This is a genomic window from Thermanaeromonas sp., from assembly GCF_021890735.1.
GTDB lineage: Bacteria > Bacillota > DSM-521 > Neomoorellales > Neomoorellaceae > Thermanaeromonas.
In genome coordinates, this window is sequence record NZ_JAKKUR010000118.1 from 1 (window position 1) to 3,717 (window position 3,717).

At 54.0% G+C, this 3,717-nt stretch carries 3 protein-coding genes and 2 pseudogenes; all 5 read left to right on the forward strand.

Translation table 11 applies throughout. The features are described from left to right. Nucleotides 1–413 (forward strand): annotated as a pseudogene (locus tag L5656_RS10840) (hypothetical protein); the annotation flags it as partial. A gap of 516 nt (nt 414–929) precedes the next feature. Continuing rightward, nucleotides 930–1,172 (forward strand): hypothetical protein, encoded by a 243-nt coding sequence (locus L5656_RS10845; RefSeq protein ID WP_297202851.1) that lies wholly within the window; start codon nt 930–932, stop codon nt 1,170–1,172. A gap of 384 nt (nt 1,173–1,556) precedes the next feature. Next, on the forward strand, nt 1,557–1,877 hold the full coding sequence (tnpA, locus tag L5656_RS10850; protein WP_297202853.1) for an IS66 family insertion sequence element accessory protein TnpA: 321 nt from the start codon (nt 1,557–1,559) through the stop codon (nt 1,875–1,877). Beyond that, complete coding sequence (gene tnpB, locus L5656_RS10855) at nt 1,871–2,227, forward strand: IS66 family insertion sequence element accessory protein TnpB (RefSeq protein WP_141263748.1); 357 nt, start codon at nt 1,871–1,873, stop codon at nt 2,225–2,227. The genes tnpA and tnpB overlap by 7 nt, the downstream gene beginning before the upstream one ends. 80 nt (nt 2,228–2,307) lie before the next feature. Beyond that, a pseudogene (tnpC, locus tag L5656_RS10860) lies at nt 2,308–3,609 on the forward strand (IS66 family transposase); the annotation flags it as partial. Nucleotides 3,610–3,717 lie beyond the last annotated feature (108 nt).

Here is a 3,717-nt window from a genome sequence, read left to right on the forward strand (position 1 = left end):
TCAGCCCCTTCCCGGTCAGGTGGGGCTGTTTGATACCTGGTGCGAAAGGGGAATTCGACCCCCTGACCGGGGAGATACACCTGGACCCGACCCTGGACGAGGGCATGCGGGCCAAGGTGCTCCTGCACGAAGTGGCCCACGGCCTGGCCTACCGCCTGGGCGTGGACGGCCCGGAGGTGAGGCAAAAGTACGGGGGAGACGCCAGGGCGCGGAGCGAAGCAATTGCAGAAGGCGCGGACTTCATAGCCGCCCACCACTTCGGCCTGGACACGTCCGGCTACAGCTTCGACTATGTGGCCGGGTGGGTCCGGGACGCGGAAAAGCTGCTTGAGTGGGGGGAGGCGGTGAGAAAGGTGGCGTTGGAGCTGATCCGGCTGATTGAAGGGGGCGGGCGGGAGGAAGAAGCGGCGTGATGGAGGGGCCGGGGGAACCCGGCCTTTTATCTTTTTTGGGGAACAGGATGGGGAAGCAGGGAAACAGGTAGACTATCCCAATACTGTAGTTTGTCAGTTTTTGCCAGGAGCTAAGCCAAGGAAACTCAAGGCTTCGGATATACCTGTTTTTGGAAAAAATGAAATACCTTTTTTGAGTTCCGAAAGGGTTGGAACCTGAGACCCTATGTTAAACCCGGAAGAGTTTTCATACGTGCCGGGGAAAGATACCCTTTGAAGCTCCAAAAGGGTCGGAAGCAGAGACGGACTTTTGGGGATTTCGGCGTGGGGGTTGTACCTGTTCGACACCTGAGCGGTCCAGGGCAATAAAATTCCTTTCGCGCTCCAAAAGGGTTGGAAGCTGAGACCCTATTCTTCACCCGGGGGTATATTTATACGTCCGGGAGAAAAATACCCCTTCACCTTCCAAAAGGGTCGGAAGCGGAGACGCATTCTGGCCCTTTTATTTATGCCCCTGGAGGGGCAGGAGGGAGGTGAGTGTGTATGAGCGACGCAAAGCGTATCGAGCAGGAAACTGTTATCCTGTGGAACGAAGCCGAAGCTGATGCCACTGTGTACACGGCATCGCCCCTGGTGAAGGCCCGGCTCCTGAAGGCAGGCCTGAAGCCGGAGCGGGAGAAGGGATCAGGGGCCTGGTTCCGGGTGCCCCGGAAGGCCGTCCGGCTGAGGGTTGGCAGAGCTACCGTGTATATCGCGGGCGGGCAAAAGCAGAAGGCGTAATCGCCAAGATCAAGCGACAAGCCAGAGAAAGGGGCCTATGTATTTGTCATTGGTCCTGTTGCTTTAGTCTATCATGAGTTTAGCGACAGGTTCAAGGTCAATTTCCCCTCTACATGGATCACTTTTAGACTAGCATTTACACTAGGCAGGAAGAGCAGAGGGGCAGGCCGACTAAAGCGTCGGTACAATGGAGAGAGTAGGCGGCGAGGGGCAGAAGCCCCCGGGCCCTATGGGGGTTAGGAGGACGGGCTAGAGACACCTTGGGCGGCCGAGCGGGTGGCACCATAGAACAAAAGTAAGCGTCAAATACAACCCACCTTGGCATTGTCGTCAGGTTTAAGGGATAATCTTCCTCAGAAAACGAACTGAGGAGGATTTCCCCTTATGACCAGAGCCGAATTACAAAAACTATGGGAAGCTCGCATAGCTGAATACAGGGAAAGCGGGCAAAGCGTTAAAGAATGGTGCGCCTCCCATGAGGGCATTAGCCCCAGGCAGTTATGGTACTGGCTGCGGAAGCTTAAGAACCAGACCCCAGCTCCTCCGGAGAATTCCAACCGGTGGTTGCCAGTAGAAATAAGCGAGGAAGGTTCCCCAAAGCAAGCTCTAGTGGTCAAAATAGGACCGGCCAGCATCGAGGTAAGACCCGGCTTTGACCCGGTCTTACTCACCCAGGTAGTACAGGTGCTGATGGCATTATGCTAAACGAAGTTGGTATCGACCGGGTTTACCTCGCCTGCGGCGCCACAGACTTGCGCAAGTCCATCGACGGCCTGGCGGTGCTGGTCAAGGAAGGCTTCGAATTAGACCCATTTTCTTCTTGCCTCTTTGTCTTCTGCAACCGTAAGAGGGACAAACTGAAGATCCTCCACTGGGAGCACAACGGGTTCTGGCTTTATTACCGCCGGCTGGAGAAGGGCAAATTCATATGGCCGCAAGACACTACTTCTTCCACCATCACCATCAGCCGCCGGGAGCTGCGCTGGTTGCTCGATGGTCTTCCCCTAAACCAACCTAAAGCCCATCCTGAGGTAAAAGCACGTACCATCTTGTAATATAAAGCATCAGGAAGAAATATTTTCACTTTGTGGTTGATTCTAGAGGAATTCGGCTTGATTTGTCGAATTATCAAAGCATGGACACGGCTAAGTCTATAGCGACCATGAGCATAGAAGAACTGCGAGAGCGCTGTGCTCAATTGGAACAACAGGTCGCCGAACTTACCGCCAAGTTAAACTGGTTTATGGAGCAGCTCCGTTTAAGCAAGAAAAGGCAATTCGGTCCTTCCAGCGAAAGGACTTACGCACTAGAAGAGCAGCTTTTGCTTTTTAACGAGGCGGAAGTGGAAGCCCGGCCGCAAGAAACTGAGCCGGATTTGGAGACCATCACCTACCAGCGACGCAAAACGCGCGGCAGCCGGGAGATGAACCTGGAAGAACTGCCGGTGGAAGTGGTAGAGCACCGCCTACCGGAAGAAGAAAGGGTCTGTCCCTGCTGTGGTGGCCCTTTACATGAAATGAGCACTGAGGTGCGGCAGGAGCTCAAAATTATTCCGGCCCAAATAAAAGTAGTTAAGCACGTGCGCTACGTCTATTCTTGCCGCCGCTGTGAGAGAGAAGAAATAACTACCCCTGTTATCACAGCGCCCATGCCTGCTCCTGTACTTCCGGGAAGCCCGGTATCTCCCTCCCTCATGGCCTACATCATGACCCAGAAATACGGGGCAGGGCTGCCTCTTTACCGCCAGGAGCAGCAGTTTAGAAGCTTAGGGATAGACCTTTCCCGGCAGACCATGGCCAACTGGGTGCTTTATGGAGCTAACACCTACTTAACCCTTATTTACGACCGTCTCCATGAACACCTTCTTAAAAGAGACATTCTCCATGCCGATGAGACCACGTTGCAGGTACTTCATGAACCGGGAAGGGAGCCTACCACTAAGTCTTATCTTTGGCTTTACCGCACGGGGCGGGACGGTCCACCGATTATCCTCTACGACTACCAGACCACCCGGGCCGGCAAACACCCCCGCCGGTTTCTAAAAGGTTTTAAGGGCTATCTGCAAGTTGACGGCTATGAGGGCTACAATGGACTTTCAGGTGTCACCCTGGTGGGCTGCTGGGCCCATGCCCGGCGCAGGTTTGACGAAGCTTTAAAAGCCCTGCCGCAAGATAAAAGAAACAAAGCAGTGGCAGCCCGGGAGGGGCTGGAGTTCTGCAACAGGCTTTTTGCCATAGAGCGCGAGCTTAAAGACAAAACCCCGGAAGAACGATATCAAATCCGGCAGGAGCGCAGCCGGCCCGTGCTGGACGAATTTTTAGCCTGGCTTAAGAAGCAGAAAGCGCAGGTGCTGCCCAAAAGTGCCTTTGGGCGGGCGGTTTACTATTGCCTGGACCAATGGGATAAACTTGTCGCCTTTTTACAAGATGGGCGTTTAGCTGAGGGATCCCCAGTTTTAAGGAAGAGAAAAGGCGAGAAAGTGAGAGAAAGAAGGAGGAAAATAAGGATCCCCCCGCTAATTTAAATTTAGATACCACTTCCAACT

What these genes read in the sequence shown, in the direction of transcription:
- tnpA (WP_297202853.1), top strand. Translation starts at nt 1,557, where the DNA reads ATGACCAGAGCCGAATTACAAAAACTATGGGAAGCTCGCATAGCTGAA.
- tnpB (WP_141263748.1), top strand. Translation starts at nt 1,871, where the DNA reads ATGCTAAACGAAGTTGGTATCGACCGGGTTTACCTCGCCTGCGGCGCC.